Raw genomic sequence first — 16,702 nt, 5'->3', positions numbered from 1 at the left:
CGTCCGGCCCGTAGCGTGCGGAGTCCTGCGCGGGAGGTGCCCGCGCCGATGACCTCGGAGGCCCCGGTGCCGGAGACGGACCTGAAGCAGCGACTCGTCGAGCGGTTCCAGGAGGTCAACGGCGACCATCCGATGACCGACGCGGACGACGTGTACGTCAGCGCGCAGTTCGTCGCCCTGGAGGAACTGTGCGCGGTCCACGGGCGCGAAGCCGACGCGGTCCGCCGGCTGATGCTGAGCCGGCGTCTGCCGCTCCCGGGATACCTGCGCTCCGACGGTGCCGAGATGGTGCCGGCCGACCTGTTCGCCCTCGCCGACGAGGCCGGCGGCGAGGACCTGCTCGAAGCGTGGTTCACCGCTCACTGGGCCGACCCGATCACCGGGAAGGCCGAGTGGGAGGCGTATCTCAGCGGACAGTACGTGTGCCTGCACTCGGTGACCCCGGCCACCATCCAGCGCAAGGATCACCTGACGGCCGCGATCGGTGGCGCAGTGCACGAGCCGGCCGCCGGCTCCGCCCCATGGTCCGAGCGGCTGCACAGCCTGGTCGACGAACTCGACACCCTGGAGCCGGCGTTCACGGCCTACGACCGCTTCCGGTTCGGCGGACCCACGTCCCGGGACACCTGCATCGACGCCGTGCGCGCCCGCTTCCCGCGCCCGTGACCCGGAGCCCCGGCGGTCACGGCCCCGCGGCCTGCCGCTGCCGAAGGCCACGGGCACCCAGGCCGGACGCGTCGATTGTGGGGCCGCACTCCATATCGGGGGGCGGCCCCCGCTCCTACCGTCCCTCCGCATGACACCGACCAGAGCCGCACACCACCGCATCGCCACCGCGCTCGCGACGCTGCTCGTCGCCCTGGGCCTCGGCCTGGGCGCGCCCGGCAGGGCCGCCGCGTCCTCCCTCCAGGAAGTCACCGGCTTCGGCACGAACCCCGGCGCCCTGCGCATGTTCCGCTACGTCCCCGACGGACTGCCCGCCGGCCGGCCCGTGGTGGTCGCCCTGCACGGGTGCACCCAGAACGCCGCCGGGTACGGCGCCGGCTCCGGCTGGCTCCAACTCGCCGACCGCTGGAAGTTCTCCGTCGTCCTGCCGCAGCAGCAGACCGCCAACAACGCCTCGTCCTGCTTCGACTGGTTCCAGACCGGCGACATCCAGCGCGGCCAGGGCGAGGCCGCCTCCGTCGCGCAGATGGTCGACCGGCACCTCGCCGACGTGGGCGGGGACGCCTCCCGGGTGTACGTCACCGGGCTGTCGGCGGGCGGCGCGATGACGGCCGTGATGATGGCGGCCTACCCGGACAGGTTCGCCGCCGGCGGGGTCGTCGCCGGGCTGCCCTACGGCTGCGCGCAGGCCGCCGGATCGCCGTACGTGTGCATGTACGTCGGAGCCACCCAGACCCCGCGGCAGTGGGGCGACCGGGTGCGCGCCGCCGACCCCGGCCACCCGGGCCCCTGGCCGAGGCTGACGGTCTTCCAGGGCACCGCCGACTACACCGTCAAACCGGTGAACATGACCGACCTGGTCGGGCAGTGGACCGACGTCCAGGGCGCCGACCGGACCGCCGACGTCAGCGACACCGTCGGTGGGTACCCGCACCAGGTGTACCGGGCGCCGTCGGGTGCCGTCGCCGTCGAGACCTACAGCATCACCGGCATGGGGCACGGCCAGCCCGTCGACCCCGGCAGCGGCCCGACGCAGTGCGGGACGGCCGGTGCCTACCTCCTGGACGTCGACCTGTGCGCGGCGTACCGGATGGGGACGGCCTGGGGACTCGACGTGGCGTGATTCCGCCGACCGGGGGACCACGGACCTGACGAGGCGTCAGCCAGAACCGTGTCGCCAGGCGCTTCTCCGTCAAGCGCGGCGCGCACCTCCCCGGGGTTTCACCCGGATGCCCCGCGTTGCGGGCCCGACACGCCGGGACGGCGTTCACCCGCCTGAGCATCCCGAGTGGTGCGAGCCCGGGGCCTGGCTGACGGTGGTTCAGTCAGGGCCGGGTCGGTACAGCTGACGAAGAGCCAGCTGCCCGGTCGTGGCGGAAGGACCCTCACATGCGTTCTGTTCGCATCATCCTCGCCACCGCGGTGGCGTCGGCGTCCCTCGCCGTCGCCGCTCCCGCGGCCTTCGCGGCCGGAGGTGACTGGGACCACGACTCCTCCTCGTACAGCAAGGAGAGCAAGGAACACGGATCCTCCACCAAGGAGCACGACGCCGGCGGGAGCCACGACGGCCCGCGCGGCGGCATGCACACGGGTGGCGGTGCGCTGACCATGACGAAGGGGGACGACCCCGGCGCCCGCGACCCCAAGTTCGACCCGGAGACCTACAAGGACAAGGACAGCGACCACGGCGGCTCGTCCTGGACCAAGGACGAGGGCGGCGAGTCCTCCTCCTGGACCAAGGAGAAGGACAACGAGGGCTGGAGCGGCGACCACGAGAAGCCTCGCGGCGGGATGCACACCGGAGGCGGCGCGCTGGCCGCGCCCACCGTGACCGCGGGCGGTCTGGCCGTCCTGGCCCTCGCAGGGACCGGCCTGTACGCCGCGCGCCGCAAGAAGTCGGCCCACGGCCTGGCCTGATCCATGCCGGACGCGATAGAGCCGCGGCCGCCACCGGTGCATCGTGTGGCGGCCGCCCGGCGTCTGCGCCCCGTCCGCCCTCCTGCCGTGCCCCCAGAGGTGATCCTCGATGACCGTCCCTCCCGCTTCCCCCTCCGGCGACGAGCCCGAACCGGCCGGCCAGGGGTCCCGCGGCGGCCTGACCGTGCTGTGCGCCGTGGCCCTGCTGCTCGTGGCGATGAGCCTGCTCGGCGGCCGTGACCGCGCCGCCGACGACCACGGCACGGCGGCCGCCGCGTCCCACCGGCCGGCCGTCCCGCAGGCCGCCGCCCCGGCGTCGCCCCCCGGTGACGCGCCGGTGCGCGAACTCCCGCGGTCGCGGCCCGTGCGGCTGCTCATCCCGAAGATCGGGGTCGACGCGCCGTTCACCGAGCTCGCCCTCGGCTCCACGGGCCAGCTCAAGCCGCCGCCCGCGAACGACACCAACCTCGTCGGCTGGTACGCCGACGGCGCCTCCCCGGGTGAGCTCGGCACCGCCGTCATCGCCGGGCACGTCGACACCAAGACGTCGGCCGCCGTCTTCGCCAACCTCAACGAGCTGAGGAAGGGCGACGTCTTCCAGGTCCTGCGCGCCGACGGGCGCAAGGCGACCTTCGAGGTCGACACCGCCCAGACGTTCGCCAAGGACGACTTCCCCAGCGAGCGGGTGTACGGCGACACGCCCGACGCCCAGGTCCGGCTGATCACCTGCGCGGGCGACTACGACCGCACGGTCCGCGACTACAAGGACAACCTGGTGGTCTTCGCCCACCTGGTCTGACCCGCCCCGGCGGGCCCGGCCGGACAGCCCCTCCGCCGGTCCCGCCGGTCACCCGCGCAGTCCACACGAATCGCGCGCCGCAGCCGACCGGCACAGGATCGAGTCGCGCCCACGGCGTCCCCCTCCGGCGCCCCCGTCCCCCCCAGCGCCCCGTCCCCTCCCCGTCGAAGGAGTTGTGCCCAGGATGACCACCACGTCCGCGCCCGTCTCGCCGCCGCCGACCGGACAGGCGTCGCAGCGCGTGTCCCAGTCCGTGTTCGACGGCTCCCTGCTCCGCGTCATCCTCCTGATCGACGTCCACGACGGCGCCCAGCAGCAGTTCCTGGAGGCGTACGAGCAGCTCTGCAACCAGGTCGCCTCCGTCCCCGGGCACGTCAGCGAGCAGCTGTGCCAGTCGATCGAGAACCCCTCCCAGTGGCTCGTCACCAGCGAGTGGGAGAGCGCGCTGCCCTTCCTCACCTGGGTGAACAGCGAGGAGCACGTGCGGATGGTCCAGCCGCTGCACAGCTGCGTCCGGGACACCCGCTCGCTGCGCTTCCACGTCGTCCGCGAGATCGGGGGCGCCGGGGCGCAGAACGCCAAGGGGAGCCTCCAGGCCGCCCCGCGCATCGGCGACGGGGTGATCCGGCACGCGCTCACCTTCACGGTGAAGCCGGGCAGCGAGGACAAGGTCGCCGAGATCCTCGCCGGCTACGCCTCGCCCGAGCCGCGCGTCGACGACACCACCCGGCTGTGCCGGACCTCCCTGTTCCTGCACGGCAACCGGGTGGTGCGCGCGATCGAGGTGCGCGGCGACCTGCTCGCGGCCCTGCGCCACGTCGCCCGGCAGCCCGAGGTGCGGGCCGTCGAGGAGGCCATCAACCCCTACCTGGAGCAGGACCGCGACCTCGACGACCCCCAGTCCGCACGCGTCTTCTTCACCCGGGCGGCACTGCCCGCCGTCCACCACGTCACGGTGGAGCAGGAGGACCCGACGGCCCAGCGGCACGCGCTGTTCTACCCGGCCCGGCCGGAGTGCGGGATGCGGCTGGCCGAGGAGCTGGCCCGGCACGACGAGGCGGCGGCGGACGACCCGCGCAGCCCGGTCCTGGGCAGCACGATCTTCCAGCGGGACGACGTCGTGGTACGCCTGCTCGACGTGCGCTTCGGCCTGGACGACGAGGGTCTCGGGCGGTGCCTCGGGCTGTCCGGGGCCGCGCAGGTCAAGGAGCTGACGACGCTGCTGGACGGCCCCGACGCCGTCGGCGTCCAGGACGGCGACCTCCCTCGGATCGTGGAGCTGGCCCGGATGAGGGCGGTCACCGACCGCCGCTCGCCGCAGGACTGACCCCCGCCGCACACACCACGGCCGGCCGGGCCCGCGGGAAGCGGGCCCGGCCGGCCGTGGTGCCGGGGGACGTCCTCGGGGCGTCCCCAAGGAGCCGCCCCGGCCCAGGTCACTTCGGGACGGTGCAGTCGAACGCGTGCAGGTACGAGTTGACCGGCCGCACGTCGTCGACGACCAGCCCCGCCCCGGTCAGGCGGGAGATCATGCTGTCGGTGGTGTGCTTCGCCCCGCCCACGTTCAGCAGCAGCATCAGGTCCATCGCGGTGCTGAACCGCATCGACGGCGTGTCGTCGACGAGGTTCTCGATGACGACGACCCGGGTGCCCGGACCGCCGGCCTCGACGACGTTGCGCAGCAGGCGCGCCGTGCTCTCGTCGTCCCACTCCAGGATGTTCTTGATGATGTAGACGTCGGCCTTGACCGGAACGGCCGTACGGACGTCGCCGGGCACGATCCGCGCCCGGTCGGCGAGGTCGCCGCCGGGCATCAGCCGCGGCAGGGCGTTCTCGACGACCCGCGGCAGGTCGAGCAGACTGCCGTGCATCGACGGGTACTTGTCGAGCAGGCTCGCCACCACGTGGCCCTGGCCGCCGCCGAGGTCGGCGACCGAGGCGCAGCCCGAGAGGTCCAGCAGCGCCGCGACGTCCCGCGCCGACTGCTCGCTGGAGGTCGTCATGGCCCGGTTGAAGACGTCCGCCGACTCGGGGGCGTCCTCGTTGAGGTAGGTGAAGAACTCCTTGCCGTACAGGTCCTCGACGACGTTGCGGCCGGTGCGCACCGCCTCGTCGAGCTTCGGCCAGGCGTCCCACGTCCACGCCTCCGTGCACCACAGGGTGATGGCGCGCAGGCTGTGCGGGTCGTCCTCGCGCAGCAGCCGGGAGGTCGCGGTGTGCGCGTACGTCCCGTCCGGCTGCTCGGCGAACACGTCGTAGCAGGCCAGCGCCCGCAACAGCCGTCGCAGCGGCTTGGGTTCGGCCTTCACGGCGGCCGCGAGGTCCTCGACGGTCATCGGGGTGTCGCCGAGCGCGTCGGCGACGCCCAGCCGGGCGGCGGCGCGGAGGGCGGCGGCGCAGGCCGCCCCGAACGCGAGCTCCCTGAGCCGCATGGGCGGCGGCGGAGCAGTCGGTGCGGTCGTCATACCGCGTCCTTCCTGGGAGTGGGGGTGGGGTTCGTGCCGGCGCTGCGGCGGGTCAGCACAGGCCCGCGGGCTGCGAGGCCCGGCAGGTGTTGTCCTGGAAGGTGTTGTCGACGCCGGACCGCTCGTCGACGAGGTCGGCCGGGGAGTTGCCCTGGAGGTGGTTGCCGGTGACCCGGTTGCGGTCGTTGGTGGCGCCGACCAGGCTCTTCAGCAGGACGATGCCGCCCGACGCGGGCGAGGTGCCCACGTTGTCGCGGACCTCGTTGCCGGTGACGAGGGTGTCCTCGGCGCCGGTGAGGACGATGCCCGACCCTTGCAGGGCGAACAGCCGCGCGGTCTTCGGGCACGACTTGTTGTTGGCGACGACCTGGTTGTCGCGCACGGTGAGGGCGCCGGCCCGGGGCTTGTTCTCGTCGCCGACGACGAACACGCCCGCGCAGTTGCCGGTGACCCGGTTGTGGGCGACGGTCAGGTCGCGCAGCCGGCGCACGGTGACGCCGATCCGGTTGCCCTCCAGCCGGTTGTGCTCGACGACGGTGCCGTCGGTGTCCGTGGCGCCCTGCTCCTCGGCGACGCTGTTGGCCAGGAAGAGGCCGGCGTCGCCGTTGTCGCGGGCGGTGTTGCCGCGGAACGCGCCCCGGACCGACTGCTCCTGGGCGATGCCCCACACCCCGTTGCGCACCGCGGTCATGCCGCGCACGGTGAGGCGGTCGGTGTACGTGGCGTGCAGGCCGTCGTGGCTGAACCCGGACACGGTCAGCGAGGCCACGGTGACGTCCTTGAGGGGGTGGCCCGCGGTCCCCGTGACGCAGATCCCGTTGCCGGCCGCGGCGCAGCCGGCGGCGGCCTTCTGGGTGGCCGGTTCGACGACCGTGCCCCGGCCCATGCCGCGCAGGGTCAGTCCGGGCGTGCTCACCGTGACGCTCTCGTGGTAGGTGCCGAGCGAGACGAGGACGGTGTCGCCGGGCTCGGCCGCGTCCACGGCCCGCTGGATCGACTCGCCCGGTTTGACGACGTGGAGCGCATGACCGGCGGAGGGGGGAGCGGCACCGAGGCCCGCTCCGAGGATCGCCGCGGTGCATGCCAGATATGCGATGCGAGAGTTCGGCATAATCCGTACGATATGCATGCGTTCCGGGTGTTTTTCCGGATAGACCCGTCCGGTGGCGTGTCCCGCACCGGCGCCCCTGCGTCAGTCCGTGCGGCCCGTCGCCGCCACCCCGATGCCCAGGCCGATCATCGTGAGGCCGCCGGCTCCGCCGATCAGGGACAGGCGGCGCGGGGAGCGGGCGAACCAGGTGCGGGCGGTGGCCGCGGTCAGGCCCCACACGCTGTCCGACGCCAGGGCGATGGCGTTGAAGACCAGGCCGAGCAGCAGCATCTGGGCCACGACGTGCCCCTGCCCCCGGTCGACGAACTGCGGCAGCACGGCCGCGAAGAACACGATGGTCTTGGGGTTGGCGACCCCCACCGCGAACCCCTCCCACAGGGTGCGCAGCCGGCCCCGCCCGGCCCCCTCCGCGGCGAACGCCGCCCGCAGCGAACCGCGCCGCCGCCAGGCCCGGACGCCCAGGTACACCAGGTAGGCGGCGCCGGCCAGCTTCAGGCCGGTGAACACCAGCACGGACCGCTCCACGAGCGACCCGACGCCCAGCGCCACCGCGACCACGAGGACGTAGGCGCCCAGCGTGTTCCCGACCACGGTGGTCAGCGCGGCCCGGCGGCCCTGGGCGAGGGCCCGGCCGACGACGAAGAGCACGCTGGGTCCGGGGACCACGATCAGCAGGAAGGACATCGCCGCGAAGGCGAGCAGACGGTCGGTGGAGGGCATGGGGCCATGGAAGCACGGCGGTGGACCGACGTTCCTGCCCTTTTTCCGCATCCCCGGCGGGAGCCGGCCGCCCGGCTCAGGGGGCGGCCGGCTCCTCATGGGGTGAGCGGGGTGCTCACGGGTAGGAGGTCAGGTTCGCCACGTTCGTCGCGGAGTTGGACGGGCCGCCCGTGCCGTTGACGACGTGCCGGATGGTGCCCGTGCCGCCCAGGGACACCGTCACCATGCTGGTGAACCGCACGTTCGGGTTGTTCGGCGCCTCGATGGCGCGCTCGGCGGCGACGGACGGGTTGACGTTGAAGTAGCAGTAGCTGCCCAGCCCGTACGCCTGGTGGGAGGTCACCGAGTCGGCCACCTTGTAGGCCGCGTAGCCCTGGGTGGAGCCGTTGGTCCAGGCCGCCTGGTTCGGCGGGTCGTACGGCATCTCGTTCTGGTAGAAGTACGTGCGGCCGCCGTTGCCGTTCCACACCGTCTGGTACTTCTGGTAGTGCTCGACGAACAGGCCGTACATGGTGACGTCGTCGCCGTTGACGACCAGTCCGGTGTCGGCCGTGTTGCTGGTCCAGCCGACGCCGCTGCCGTGGTCGGCCCGCCAGATCCACATGTGGTCGCCGATGACGTTGTCGCTGTTGACGACGAGGCTGGTGGTGGCCCGGCCGACGCCCGCGCCGCCGACGCGGAAGTACACGTCGTGCAACGAGGTCGGGTTCGCCGCGTGCGAGGCGGCGGAGCCGGTGGGGCCGACCTCCACCAGCGTGGAGGAGTTGGTGGTGCCCGCGTCGATGAGCAGCCCGGCGATCTTCACGCCGTCCACGTCGGCGACCTTGAGCGCGGTGACGCCGTTGTCCGGGACGAAGGTGGCGAGGCCCAGCCCGAGGACCACGGTGTCGGCGCGGTTCACCTGCAGCGTCTGGTCGAGGTGGTAGACACCCGGGGTGACCAGCAGGTTCTTGCCCGCCGCGAGCGCCGCGTTGATCTGCGCCGCGGTCGCGCCCGGCTTCACGACGTAGAAGGTGTCCAGGGACAGGGAGCTGCCCGCGGGTGTGCCGCCGGCCCAGCTGGTCGCCGTGGAGTTGGTGCGCACGGACGGCACGAACACCCGGTAGGCGCCGCCGCCGTCGACGTAGAGGAACGGCTTCTCCCGGCTGACCGGGGTCTGGGCGACCGTCGTGTACGGGGGCTTGGGGAAGCTGGTGCCGGGCACGCCCTGGCTGCCGACGAAGACCATGTTCCAGTTGGAGCCGGTCCAGCTGCCGAGCTGGGAATTGCGGGTCAGCCACTGCTGCTGGCTGCCCGAGTTGACCTGCCCGTCGACCTTGCTGTCGGCCAGCAGGCCGCCGCTGGACCAGCCGTTGTCGTCGAGCGCGAGGTTGCCGCGCAGGTGCATCCGGCGGTACGCCGCCGCCTGCGAGACGGCCCAGCGGTCGCTGCCGCCGGTCGGGTTGACGGAGAGGTTCTCCGCGCCGCGCCAGAAGTTCTGCGTCGCGTTGCCCTGGAACCAGTCGGCCTCCGCGTGCACCGCGCCGTTGACGGTGACCGCGTCGGGGGAGAGGCCGAGGCCCAGCACCTGGGTGTAGAAGCCCACGTTGACGTCGGCGGAGTAGGCGCCGGGCTTGAACATCACCGCATAGCGCTGGGAGCCGAACTGGTTGGTCTCCTGCTGCTGGAAGATCGAGTTCAGGCGGCCCTGGATCGTTGCGGAGGACATCGACGGGTCGAACACGACGACGTTCGGGCCGAGGTCGGGGTTGCTCGACTGGGTCACGGGAACCACCTGGAAGCGCTGGGCGGCCGTGCCGTTGCAGGGGTACTGCACGAACTGCACGCTGTCGGCGGTGGACGCGCCCGGGTCGTCCAGGCACTTGCCGCTGTTGCGGTTGACGAAGTGGTAGGCGCCGCCGCCCTCGTCGACCGGCAGCCACTGCTGGTTGGCCCCGCCGCCGTAACTCCACAGGTGGACCGGGGCGTTGTCGGCGGTGGACACGTCGGCCACGTCGGCGACCTGGTTGCTGTCGTTGCGGTTCGCGAGGCGGACGTAGCCGTCGCTCGTGGCCGTCAGGGACCACTGCTGGGCGGTGCTGCCGTTGCAGGAGTACTGCTGGACGGCCGTGCCGTTGGCGGTCGCGGCCGCGCGGGCGTCCAGGCACCGGCCGCTCGCGGCGTTCATCAGCGTCGCCCAGCCGGTGGGCAGGGCGGTGGGCGCGGCCTCGGCCGGGGCCGCGGTCAGCAGGGCCGCGGCGGTCGTGGCCAGCACCGCCGTGACGACGGTGGCGCGGCGGCCCGTCCGTGGCGGACGTGAGAGGGGGGACACCAGCTCTCCTCGGGGGTGGGGGATCAGGAGGTGCCGGTGAACCTAAAGGTATGGACCACTTACGTCAAGAGGTGAAGTAAGGTTTGACGGAAGGGGGTTGGCGTGGTGCCGCCCCACCGGGCGCGCCCGGGCACGGCGAAGGCCCGCCCGGAGCCGGTCCGGACGGGCCTTCGGGCCCCGACTTCCCCCGGGCTCAGGACGGCTGGTCGGCCGGCCGCGGGCGGCGCGGGATGCCGAGGGCGCACACCGCCCCGGCGAGGACCACCGCGACGCCGACCCACACCGCGGGGTGCAGGCCGTCGACGAACCGCTGCGGGTCCCGGGTGGAGCCGTGGGCGACGAACACCGTGCTCAGCACGGCGATGCCGAGCGCGCCGCCGATCTCGCGGACGGTGGTGTTGGCGCCGGACGCCTTGCCCGCGTGCTCCTTGGCCACCGAGCCGAGCACCACCGCGGCCGTCGGCGCGAAGACGAAGCCCATGCCGATGCCGGCCACGATCATCGGCCCGACCAGCGAGGAGTACGCGGTGTCGGTGTCGGCGACCAGGTTGATCCAGCCGAGGCCGACGCCCTGGAGGAACAGGCCGAGCGCCATCAGCCGACCACCGCCCACCTTGTCGGTGAGCAGGCCCGCCACCGGGGCGACGAACATCGGCATCAGCGTCCAGGCGAGGGTGCGCACCCCGGCCTCCAGCGGGGTGCGCGGCGGCACGATCTGGAGGTACTGGGCGAGCAGGAACAGCGAGCCGAACACACCGAAGTACATCGTCGCGGAGACCACGTTGGTGAGGGTGAAGGCCCGTACCCGGTAGAACGACAGCGGCAGCATCGGCTCGTCGGTGCGCGCCTCCCAGGCGACGAAGAGGGCCAGCAGGACCGTGCCCGCGGCGAACGCGCCGAGCACCTTGCCGGAGGTCCAGCCGTCGGGCTCGCCGTGCACGATGGCCCACACCACCGCGCACAGTCCGGCCGCCGCCAGCAGCATGCCGACGAGGTCGAGCCGCACGCCCGGCAGCGAGCTCTCGCGCAGCGCGAACAGCACCAGCGGGATGGCGACGACGCACACCGGCACGTTGATCCAGAAGATCCACTGCCAGTCGAGGCCGTCCACCACGGCGCCGCCCACCACCGGTCCCATGGCGACCGCCAGGCCGCTGACGCCGGACCAGACGCCCAGCGCCATGCCGCGCAGCCGCTCGGGCACGGCCTGGGACAGCAGGGTCAGCGACAACGGCATCACCGCGGCGGCGCCGAAGCCCTGGATCGTGCGGAAGGTGATCAGCTGGGCGCTGGTGTCGGACAGGCCGCAGCCGATGGAGGCCAGCGTGAACACGACGATGCCGACCACGAAGACCGCGCGCCGGCCGAACCGGTCGCCGAGCGCGGCGCCCGTCATCAGCAGGCAGGCGAAGCTGAGGACGTAGGCGTTGACGAACCACTGCAGTTCCTGCGTGTTCGCCTTCAGGTCGACGGCCAGGGTGTGCAGGGCCGTGGAGACGACGAGGTTGTCGAGCGCGACCATGAACATCGGCACGCTGCACGCGACGATCGCGAGCCACAGCGGCACGCGGCGGCCCTCGGGGGCCGGGGCCGGGGCCGGGGCCCGGCCGGCGTCGAGGACCGGGCTCTCTTCGGACAGGGTCATGAGGATCTCCAGGGGGAGGGTGAACCGTCGGCGGGGGGTCAGGCGCGCGCGGCCTGCTCGGCCAGGCGGCGCTTGGCGTCGGACCAGTCGATGGGCAGCTCGGCCGCCGGGACCTGCCAGAACGTGAAGACCGAGTCCTTCATCACGGGCCGCAGGCCGATCATGATCGACTTGTGGGGCTCGGTGCGGGCGTAGGTGTAGAGCGCGTCCTTGTCCTGCCAGGCCGACAGGGTCCAGAAGGTGCGCTTGAGGGGCTCGGCGATCAGCGAGGCGCCGTAGGCGCCCGGGGCGCGGCAGACCTGCTTCCAGGAGGCGAGGGACTTCACGAAGAAGCGCGGGACGTCGGAGGGGGAGCGGACCTCCAGCCGGGACGCCATGACGAACGCCTCGGCGTCCGGGGCGGGGGTGTGGACGGTGGTCCAGCGCAGGGTGGGCATGGCTGCGGCCTTCTTCGGGTGGGAGGGCGGGGCGGCGGGCGTCGGGCAGGGCGGGGGACCCGAGGGGACCCATTGGATACCTTCACTATCTATGTTAGACAGTAGAGGTATCCAGTTTCCAGAGCGGGGCGGAGCCGATCCGATGCGCATCTCCGAACTGAGCCGCCGCAGTGGCGTCTCCGTGACGACGATCAAGTACTACCTCCGTGAGGGCCTGCTCCCGCCGGGCCGCCAGACCGCCGCCACCCAGGCCGAGTACGACGACCAGCACCTGCGCCGGCTCCGGCTGGTCCGCGCGCTGACCGGGGTGCGCGGGCTGTCGGTGTCCACCACCCGCGAGGTGCTGGACGCCCTCACCGAGCACACCGGCGACACCCACCTGGTGCTGGGCCTCGCCCTCGGCGCCGTCCGCCTGTCCGACGAGACCGCCGAGCACCCCCCGGAGACCGCCGAGGTCGACGCCCTGGTCAAGGAGCTGGGCTGGGCCGTGAACGAGGCCGCCCCGGCCCGCGCCACCCTCGCCGAGACCCTCGCCTCGCTGCGCTCCCTCGGCGTCCCCGTCGACGCGCACACCCTGCTGCCGTACGCCCGTCTGGCCGAGCGGACCGCCGTGCTCGACCTCGACCAGCTCACCGGCCTGGACGACCCGCTGGAGGCCGCCGAGCGCGCCCTGCTGCTGACCGTCCTCCTGGAGCCCGCGCTGATGGCGCTGCGGCGCATGGCCCAGGAGAACGAGTCGGCACGTCGGCACGCCGCCGAATAGCCCCCCGCGGCTCAGGCGCCCAGCTCCCGCAGCAGCTGGGCCGCGGCCTCCTTGCCCGACGAGAACGCGGCCTCGTGCGAGCCGATCTGGTCGTGGTACTGCTGCTTGGAGTGGAAGTAGGAGCCGCACAGCTTCACCCGCGGCCCCTCGTTGACCTGGTAGATGGTCCGCTGCGCCTCCCGCAGCGTCATGTCGATCACCGGGTGCTCGTAGGGGAAGGAGCGGATCACCGTCTCCTCGCGGACCTCCAGCGGGTAGTCCAGTGTCACGAAGTAGTCGGTGTCGGACGTGAATCCGTGCAGCTTGTTCATGTAGTAGGCGACGTACGTGCGCGGCTGCCCGTCCACCGTCACCTTGCCGTAGTTCCACGCCTCCCAGCGGTCGCGGTCGCCGGGCATCACGGAGGCGTCGGTGTGCAGGATCACCGACGAGCGGTTGTAGCGGATCGGGTCGAGCAGCGCGCGCTGCCGCTCGGTGGGGTTCTCCAGCAGGCCGCGGGTGACGTCGCCGTGCGTCGCGGCCACCGCGTAGTCGAAGCGCTCCTCGCCGGAGGCGGTTCGCACGAGGACGCCGTCGGCCTCCTGCCGGATCGAGGTGACCGGCTCGGACAGCCGGGTCTTGGGGTCGATCGCGGCGATCGCCTTGCGCACGTACGACACCGAACCGCCGGTCACCGTGCGCCAGTCGACGCGTCGGCCGCCCAGGCCGCCCTCGTCGTGCGCCATGAAGAACGCGATCACCGTGGTGGCCGGCATCTCCCAGATCAGCTCCGCGGGCACCGACCACACCGCGCTGCACAGCAGGATGAAGTAGCCGTGGCGGAACTCCTGGCTGTAGCCGCCCCGGTCCAGGTACTCGCCCATCGGCAGGTTGGTGCGCTTGCGGAAGAAGTCCCGCCGGCCCTCCTCGTGGAAGCGCCGGGCCTCCCGCCAGATCGTCCGGAAGTACTCCGGGTAGCGGGCGCGGATCTCCTCCTCCGGCAGGTCCAGTTCGTCGCTGCCGTACTGGAACCGGCCGTCCAGGTCGAAGAAGTTGAACCCGCTGACCAACTGCTGGTGGGCGACGCCCAGTTCCTCGAAGAAGGCACCCAGGTTCGGGTAGGCGGGCTTGTTGAACACCACGAACGCGGTGTCGATGCCCAGGACCCGGCCCGCGTCCTCGACCTCGACGGTGTTGGCGTGGCCGCCGAGGCGGTCCTCGCGCTCGAACAGGGTGATGTGGGCGTGCTCGCGCAGGGCGTAGGCGGCGGAGATACCGGCGACGCCGCCGCCGACGACGGCGATGCTGGGCTTGTCGGACATCAGGACTCCTTACGGGGTGGGGTCAGCCGGAGAGGGTCACGGTGTGCAGCCCTCCGGGCCGGGAACGCTCGGTGGCGACGGCCACCACGTGCTGCGGGGTCGGTCGGATCAGGTCGAACTGCCAGCCCGCCAGGTGTCGTCCGCTGTCGTGGACCTCGATGCGGGGGCCGGGCAGACCGGTGAAGGCGAAGCCGGACAGGGTGCGGCGCAGCCCGGTGCCGAGCGCCTTGAGGTAGGCCTCCTTCAGCACCCAGTACGCGGCCACCCGCGCCGCCCGCGCCCGCTCGTCGGTGAGGGCCGCGAGGTCGGCGCGCTCCGGTGCGGCGAAGTGCCGGGGCAGGTGGGCCACCGCGTCCGGGCCCGCGGGCGAGCGCTCGGCGTCCACCCCGCAGGCCCGGCCGGCGTCGGTGACCACGCAGGCGATCAGCCCGTCGGTGTGCGACAGGTTGAAGCGCAGCCCGGTGCCGGCCGGGGCGCACGGCTCCGGCCGGCCGTCCGGGGTGGGCCGGAAGCGCCAGGCCGCCGCCGGGAGGCCGGAGACCGCGCCGAGCGCGTGCCGGGCCAGCAGCAGTGCGGCGGCCCGGCGCAGCCGGCTGCCCGGTGCGAGCGGGCGCTCGCACCGCGCCCGCTCGTCGTCGGTCAGCAGGGCGGTGCCGCCCATGCGCGCCACGAACGCCCCCGTGGCCGCCTCGGGCAGCAGCCACAGGTGACGGTCCGTCAGGTCCACGCGGGTGACGGTGCCGGTCGGGGGGCCCGGGGCCTGCTCGTCGGCCATGTCAGCGGCCGGCCGCGGCGAGGTCGCCGCGCTCGGCCAGCGGGAACTGCCAGTACGAGAACAGCCGGTCCTCCCGGTGCAGGTGCCGCAGCACCCGCATCACCTCGTCGACCGCCGCCGCGTCGGTCACCGCCTCGTGCGGCCTGAGGTGCCGGCGGATCCGCTCCAGCTGCAGGAGCAGCAGCGCCCCGCTGGGCAGCGGGTCCTCCAGCGCGGCCGCCGAGTGGACGTGGGTGTGCACGCACGCGGCGGCCGCGTGCAGCAGGCAGTACTCCTTGGCCAGGTCGAACAGCTCGGCCGACTGGCCGAAGTCCCGGCCCAGGGCGGCCTTCAGCGCCCCGGCCCGCTCGCGCACCGAGTCGCCGTGCGCGAGGAGTTCGGCGGCCACCTCGGCGGCCCGCTCCAGCCACCGCCGCTCCTCCCGCTTGGCCTCCCCGGCCAGCCGCCGCAGCCGGGCCAGCGCGGCCGGCGCCGCGATCAGCGCGTCGTCGCGGCCCCGGGAGAACAACTCCTGGTCCCACGGCCGGTACAGCGGCAGCTCCCGGTCGATGCCGAACAGCACCTCGGCGTGGCCCTCCGCCTCGGCGCGCACGTCCGGCCCGGCGTCCCGCGCGGTGGCGAGCAGCCCCTCCAGCTGGAGCGCGATGTTCTTGAGGTTCACCACGGTGTTGCCGTCGGCGAAGTTCGCCACCGGCAGGTCGCGCAGCATCTTCTGGTGGATGGCGTAGTGCGGCTGGTCGCGCAGGTAGAACCGGGCCCCCAGCACCACGTTGAGCTGCGCGAAGGTGCGCTCCAGCAGCGTCGGCACGAAGTACTTCACCACCGACGACCACACACTGGTCTGCTCGGGCACCACCTGCAGCGCGCGCACCGCGCCGAGGCTCACCGCGTCGGCGACCATGAGGTCCGCGAAGACCTCGGCCAACTGCCGCCGCGAATAGGGGATGTCGCTGACGGTCCGCCCGAACACCTCGCGGCGCTCGGTGAAGTCGAGCGTCACCCGCAGACCGGTGTCCACCGCGGACAGGGCGATCCCGCTGATCAGCGCCCGCGCCGTCTGCGAGGTCTTCAGGGCGATCTCCAGGCCCTGCCCCGGCTTCCCGAGCAGCGCGGAGTCCGGCACGAACACGCCGTCCAGCCGGAAGCCGCTCATGTCGAGGCCGCGCAGCCCGTGCATGCGCTCGCGCGGCAGCTCGTCCACGCTGCCCGCCGGGGTGGCGCGCTTGTCGAGCACGAACACCGAGTAGCCGCCCGGGCCGCCCCGGGGGTCGGTGCGGGCGTGGATGCTCAGCCCGTCGGCGACCCGGCCGTTGCCGATCAGCCACTTCTCGCCGGTCAGCAGCCAGCCGCCGTCGGTCTTCACGGCGGTCGTCTCGTTGGCGGTCAGGTCGCTGCCGTGGCGGCGCTCGGACAGCCCCCAGGCGTACCGGGTGCCGTGCTGGACGGCCTTGACCAGCGCCCGCTTCTGCTCGTCGGTGCCGGCGATCCAGGCGGGCATGAAGGACAGGCTGGTGATGATGAACGCGGTGGCGGTGGTCGGGTCCCGGCGGGCGATCAGCCGCATCAGGTTGAACCCGGTCTCCACGTCACCGGCCTTGCCGCCCTGGGCGCGGGGCAGCGAGTAGTCGGCGGCGCCCCAGCGCTGGAGCAGGTTGACGAACTCGTAGGGATAGTCCTCGCGTTCGTCGTACTCCAGCACGCGCGCGTACGGCATGCGGCTCGCCGGGTCGTGCGGGTCGCCCAGGTGGCTCTCCAGCCGCCGGGCGAGCTCGGTGAGGTCTTCCTTGGGCAC

General features: G+C 72.9%; 15 protein-coding genes. 6 read left to right on the top strand and 9 right to left on the bottom strand.

The features are described from left to right. Window positions 1–48 precede the first annotated feature (48 nt). The 5 genes from E4U91_RS04210 (at window position 49) to E4U91_RS04190 (ending at window position 4,709) form a co-directional block, all read left to right on the top strand. The gene (locus tag E4U91_RS04210; RefSeq protein ID WP_206666903.1) at window positions 49–666 is read left to right on the top strand and encodes a DUF6058 family natural product biosynthesis protein; all 618 of its coding nucleotides are present in this window, start codon (window positions 49–51) and stop codon (window positions 664–666) included. A gap of 130 nt (window positions 667–796) precedes the next feature. Then, complete coding sequence (locus E4U91_RS04205; protein WP_137305286.1) at window positions 797–1,789, top strand: extracellular catalytic domain type 1 short-chain-length polyhydroxyalkanoate depolymerase; 993 nt, start codon at window positions 797–799, stop codon at window positions 1,787–1,789. A 266-nt stretch (window positions 1,790–2,055) separates the two neighbouring features. After that, a complete protein-coding gene (locus E4U91_RS04200) occupies window positions 2,056–2,583 on the top strand; it encodes a hypothetical protein (protein WP_137305285.1) in 528 nt (175 codons plus the stop codon). 109 nt (window positions 2,584–2,692) lie between these two features. Next, complete coding sequence (locus E4U91_RS04195; protein ID WP_137305284.1) at window positions 2,693–3,382, top strand: class F sortase; 690 nt, start codon at window positions 2,693–2,695, stop codon at window positions 3,380–3,382. A gap of 184 nt (window positions 3,383–3,566) precedes the next feature. Then, window positions 3,567–4,709 carry a SchA/CurD-like domain-containing protein gene (locus tag E4U91_RS04190; protein ID WP_137305283.1) on the top strand — a complete coding sequence of 381 codons (1,143 nt, stop codon included), beginning with the start codon at window positions 3,567–3,569 and terminating at the stop codon, window positions 4,707–4,709. A gap of 109 nt (window positions 4,710–4,818) precedes the next feature. Here E4U91_RS04190 and E4U91_RS04185 read toward each other — a convergent pair whose 3' ends face one another. From E4U91_RS04185 to E4U91_RS04160, 6 genes are all read right to left on the bottom strand, one after another. Next, window positions 4,819–5,847, bottom strand: coding sequence for a methyltransferase (locus E4U91_RS04185; RefSeq protein ID WP_137305282.1), 1,029 nt, complete (start codon window positions 5,845–5,847; stop codon window positions 4,819–4,821). Between the two features lie 52 nt (window positions 5,848–5,899). Beyond that, window positions 5,900–6,958, bottom strand: a complete 1,059-nt coding sequence (locus E4U91_RS04180) for a right-handed parallel beta-helix repeat-containing protein (RefSeq protein ID WP_137305281.1) — start codon at window positions 6,956–6,958, stop codon at window positions 5,900–5,902. Window positions 6,959–7,039: 81 nt separating this feature from the next. Then, on the bottom strand, window positions 7,040–7,678 hold the full coding sequence (locus tag E4U91_RS04175) for a LysE family translocator (protein WP_137305280.1): 639 nt from the start codon (window positions 7,676–7,678) through the stop codon (window positions 7,040–7,042). 115 nt (window positions 7,679–7,793) lie between these two features. Further along, window positions 7,794–9,989 carry an RICIN domain-containing protein gene (locus tag E4U91_RS04170; RefSeq protein WP_174867751.1) on the bottom strand — a complete coding sequence of 732 codons (2,196 nt, stop codon included), beginning with the start codon at window positions 9,987–9,989 and terminating at the stop codon, window positions 7,794–7,796. A gap of 193 nt (window positions 9,990–10,182) precedes the next feature. Further along, window positions 10,183–11,634: an MFS transporter gene (locus E4U91_RS04165; RefSeq protein WP_137305279.1), complete on the bottom strand. Its 1,452-nt coding sequence runs from the start codon at window positions 11,632–11,634 to the stop codon at window positions 10,183–10,185. Between the two features lie 38 nt (window positions 11,635–11,672). After that, on the bottom strand, window positions 11,673–12,071 hold the full coding sequence (locus E4U91_RS04160) for a DUF3291 domain-containing protein (protein ID WP_137305278.1): 399 nt from the start codon (window positions 12,069–12,071) through the stop codon (window positions 11,673–11,675). Between the two features lie 142 nt (window positions 12,072–12,213). Here E4U91_RS04160 and E4U91_RS04155 point away from each other — a divergent pair, with 142 nt between their 5' ends. Beyond that, window positions 12,214–12,834: a MerR family transcriptional regulator gene (locus E4U91_RS04155; RefSeq protein ID WP_137305277.1), complete on the top strand. Its 621-nt coding sequence runs from the start codon at window positions 12,214–12,216 to the stop codon at window positions 12,832–12,834. A gap of 11 nt (window positions 12,835–12,845) precedes the next feature. Here E4U91_RS04155 and E4U91_RS04150 read toward each other — a convergent pair whose 3' ends face one another. The 3 genes from E4U91_RS04150 to E4U91_RS04140 are packed head-to-tail and all read right to left on the bottom strand — an operon-like array spanning window position 12,846 to window position 16,702. Then, complete coding sequence (locus tag E4U91_RS04150; RefSeq protein ID WP_137305276.1) at window positions 12,846–14,135, bottom strand: NAD(P)/FAD-dependent oxidoreductase; 1,290 nt, start codon at window positions 14,133–14,135, stop codon at window positions 12,846–12,848. A gap of 22 nt (window positions 14,136–14,157) precedes the next feature. After that, complete coding sequence (locus E4U91_RS04145) at window positions 14,158–14,910, bottom strand: 4'-phosphopantetheinyl transferase family protein (protein WP_137305275.1); 753 nt, start codon at window positions 14,908–14,910, stop codon at window positions 14,158–14,160. A gap of 1 nt (window position 14,911) precedes the next feature. Then, a complete protein-coding gene (locus tag E4U91_RS04140; RefSeq protein WP_206666902.1) occupies window positions 14,912–16,702 on the bottom strand; it encodes an acyl-CoA dehydrogenase family protein in 1,791 nt (596 codons plus the stop codon).

This window comes from Streptomyces lasalocidi (assembly GCF_005280215.1).
GTDB classification, from domain to species: domain Bacteria; phylum Actinomycetota; class Actinomycetes; order Streptomycetales; family Streptomycetaceae; genus Streptomyces; species Streptomyces longwoodensis.
The sequence above is the reverse complement of the archived record's forward strand: the minus strand, read 5'-3'. Positions and strand labels throughout refer to the sequence as shown.